This window comes from Actinosynnema sp. NPDC002837 (genome assembly GCF_040295345.1).
Taxonomy (GTDB): Bacteria; Actinomycetota; Actinomycetes; order Mycobacteriales; family Pseudonocardiaceae; genus Actinosynnema.
In genome coordinates this window covers 1-3,916 of record NZ_JBEOVG010000190.1, presented here as the reverse complement: position 1 = coordinate 3,916, position 3,916 = coordinate 1, and the positions used below count along the sequence as shown (strand labels likewise).

At 74.8% G+C, this 3,916-nt stretch carries 1 protein-coding gene and 1 pseudogene; both read left to right on the top strand.

From position 1 onward, the window contains the following. Positions 1-21: 21 nt before the first annotated feature. Positions 22-585 (top strand): annotated as a pseudogene (locus tag ABTZ99_RS44715) (acyltransferase domain-containing protein); the annotation flags it as partial. 63 nt (positions 586-648) lie between these two features. After that, on the top strand, positions 649-3,916 hold a 3,268-nt coding region (locus ABTZ99_RS44710), incomplete at its 3' end, for an SDR family NAD(P)-dependent oxidoreductase (RefSeq protein WP_499619241.1).

Sequence of the window (3,916 nt, the reverse complement as noted above, 5' to 3'; positions counted from 1 at the left end):
GATTATCTGATCGGGCATTCGGTGGGTGAGATCGCCGCCGCGCATGTTGCGGGTGTGTTGAGTTTGGATGATGCGTGCACGTTGGTGTTGGCGCGTGGTCGTTTGATGCAGGAGTTGCCGCCGGGTGGGGCGATGGTGTCGATCCGGGCTTCTGAGGCGGAAATCGAGCTGACTCAGGGTGTCGAGATCGCGGCCGTCAACGGGCCCGACGCGGTGGTGATCTCCGGTGACGAGGACGCGGTGCTGCGGCTCGCCGAGCTGTGGCGGGAACGGGGCCGTGAGACGCGGCGGCTGACGGTGAGCCACGCTTTCCACTCCGCTCACATGGACCCCATGCTGGCCGAGTTCGCGGCGGTCGTTGATGGGCTGACGTTCGGTTATCCACAGATCCCGATCGTGTCGACCGTGTTGTCGGACCGCTCGGGTAGCGTTGAAAACAGGGATCCCCTGGGCGGGGACCCTTCCGCAGGCACGGTGTTTGATGTGGGCGGGGACCCTTCCGCAGGCACGGTGTTCGACGCCGGGTATTGGGTGCGTCAGGTGCGGGGGTCGGTGAGGTTTGCCGATGGTGTGGAGTGGTTGCGTGCCCATGGTGTGACGGCGTTGTTGGAGGTCGGGCCGCATCCCACGTTGGTGCCGAATGGGGTGATGAGGCGGGGTCACGACGAGCCCGAACGGGTGCTCGCCGCGCTCGGCCGGGTCTGGGAGCAGGGGGCGGACTGGCGTCCACCGGCGCCGCCCGTCCACCTCGACCTGCCCGCCTACCCGTTCCAACGCGAACGGTTCTGGCTGGTGCCGAGCGTCCCCGCGGACGTGGCCGGTGCGGGGCTCGACGCGCTGGACCACCCGTTGCTGCGGGCCTCGGTGACGCTGCCCGACGGCCAGGGCGTGGTGCTGACCGGCGTGCTGGCCCGGTCGGCGCACCCCTGGTTGGGCGAGCACACCGTCCTCGGCACGGCCCTGCTGCCCGCCACCGGGTTCGTGGAGCTGGCGTTGCGGGCCGGCGGTCACGTCGGCTGCCCGGTGCTGGCCGAACTCGTGCTCGAAGCGCCACTCCCGCTGCACGACACCGCGCACGTCCAGGTCACCGTCGGCGCGCCGGACGAGAACGGGCGGCGCCCCGTCACGCTGCACTCGCGCACCCCCGCCGAGCCGGACGACTGGACCCGCCACGCCACCGGCGTCCTGCGCCCCGAACCGGCCACCCCGCCGACCGGGCCCGCCACGTGGCCGCCGGTCGACGCCACCCCGGTCGACATCGCCGCCCTGTACGACACGCTCGCCGACGCGGGCTACGACTACGGGCCGACGTTCCAGGGCCTGCGCGCCATCTGGCGGCACGGCGACGACCTGCACGCCGAGGTCGCGTTCCCCGCCGACCACGCGCAGCTGACCGGCTACGGCATCCACCCGGCCCTGCTGGACGCGGCGATCCAGCCGCTCACCCTGCTCACCGGCATCACCGCCGAGGTCGACGGCCCCGGCCAGGGCCTGGCCAGGCTGCCGTTCTCGTTCACGGGCGTGTCGATCACCGGCACGGCCGCCACCCTGCGGGTCGTGCTGTCGCCCACCGCGCCGGACACCTACGCGGTGCACGTCACCGACACCGCGGGCACGCCGGTGGCCGGCGTCGACTCGCTCGTGCTGCGCCCCGTCGAGCTGGGCGGTCTCGCCGTCGCCCGCCACCCGGACTCCCCGTTCACCCTCGACTGGACGCCGTTGCCGATCACCGACGCGCCGGACGTGCCGGCGCAGCTCCGCGACCTCGCGCGCACCGCGGGAGACCCGGTCGAGCGGACCCACGCCCTCACCCGGCAGGTGCTCCACGACGTGCAGCGGGCCCTGGCCGACGACACCCGCCTGGTGATCGTCACCAGTGGCGACGACCTGCCCCTCGCGGCGGCCCAAGGCCTGGTGCGCAGCGCGCAGACCGAGCACCCGGGCCGGTTCCTGCTGGTCGACCACGACGACACGGAGGCGTCCCGACAGGCGCTCCCGGCCGCCGTGCGCACCGCGTTCGCCCAAGCGGAACCACAAGTGCGGCTGCGCGACGGCGCGATGTCGGCGCCCAGGCTCACCAAGTCCGCCGTGGCCGGCACGCCACGCCCGCTGCGCGGCACCGCGCTGATCACCGGCGGGTTCGGGGTCCTCGGCGGCCTGACCGCACGCCACCTCGTCACCGACCACGGCGTGCGGCACGTGGTCCTGGCCGGGCGCCGTGGTGTCGCCACCCCCGGCGCGGAGGAGCTCCGGACCGCGCTGGCCGACCTCGGCGCGACCGTCGCGGTGGCCGCCTGCGACGTCGCCGACCGGGACGCCCTGGCCGGGCTGCTCGCCACGATCGACGACCTGCGCGTGGTCGTGCACACCGCCGGGATCGTGGACGACGGCGTGGTCGCCTCCCTCACCCCCGACCAGCTGGACGCCGTGCTGCGGCCCAAGGTGGACGCGGCGTGGCACCTGCACGAGCTGACCCACGACCTGGACGCGTTCGTGCTGTTCTCGTCCGTGGCGGGTGTGCTGGGCAGTCCCGGGCAGGCCAACTACGCGGCGGCCAACTCGTTCCTCGACGCGCTGGCCCGCCACCGGCACGCGCTCGGCCTGCCCGCCGTGTCGCTGGCCTGGGGCTACTGGGCGCAGGAGAGCGGCATCACCGGTCACCTGGGCGAGGCCGACCGGCTGCGCCTGGCCCGAGCGGGCCTGCTCGCCCTGCCGACCGACCGGGCGCTGGCGCTGCTCGACGTCGGTCTCGCGGCCGACGTGCCCGTGCTGGTGCCCGCCCACCTCGACCCGGCCACGGCCAAGACGCCGTTGCTGCGCGACCAAGCGCGGTCCCGGCGGGCGAAGGCGCCCGCGGTCACGCCGTCCGACCTGCTCGGCCGGCTCGCCGCACTGGCCGAACCCGAGCAGCGCGCCCTGCTGCTGGACGTGATCAACACGCAGAGCGCCTCCGTCCTCGGCCACACCACGCGGCTCACCGCCGACCCGCAGCAGGCGTTCCGCGACCACGGCGTCGACTCGCTGACCGCGATCGAGCTGCGCAACCGGCTCAACGCGGCCACCGGCCTGCAGCTGTCCGCGACCGCCGTGTTCGACTTCCCGACACCCGCCCAGCTGGCCAACCACCTCTACGGGCAGCTGCGCGGCACCGCCAACCGGGACGCGGGCCCGCTGGAAACCCTGCTGCGCAAGGCCATCGACGTCGACCGCCCGCGGGACGGCGTCGAGCTGCTGGCCACCGCGGCGCGGCTCGGCCCGCTCGCCGACCGGGTCGACGTCACGCCGGCCAAGCTCACCACCGGGTTCGTGCCGCCGGCGTTGATCTGCCTGCCGTCCGCGCTGGCGTTCACCGGCGTGGAGGAGTACGCGCGGTTCGCCGCCGCGTTGGAGGCGATGCGGGACGTGACCGCCGTGCCGCTGCCCGGCTTCACCGGCGGCCCGCTGCCCGCCACCGCCGAAGCCCTGGTGGACGCGCTGACCGACGCCGTCGCGGAAGCGGCCGTGGGCGAGTTCGCGCTGGTCGGCCGGTCGGTGGGGGCGTGGCTCGCCCGTGCCGTCGCCGGTCGCCTCGAAGCCCGGGGCGTGACACCGGCCGCCCTCGTGCTGATCACCCCGACCGGACGACCTCCGCTGGACGGCGTGCTCGACCCCGAGCACCAGGTCCACCCCGTCGACGACGACCGGCTGGTCGCGATGGGCCGCTACCTCGACCTGGCCGGGCAGTGGGAGCCGGGACCGACCGGCGCGCCGGTGCTGCACGTCGGCACCGCGCACGAGCGCCCACCGTCCGGGCAGGAGTCGGTCGTGGGGGGGGGGGGGGGGCGGGGGGGGGGGGGGGGCGGGGCGGCCGAACGCGCCCACACGCGCCGCACCCCCGAGGCCGGCGCCGCGCGGGTGGGCGAGGGCGGGGGCTGGC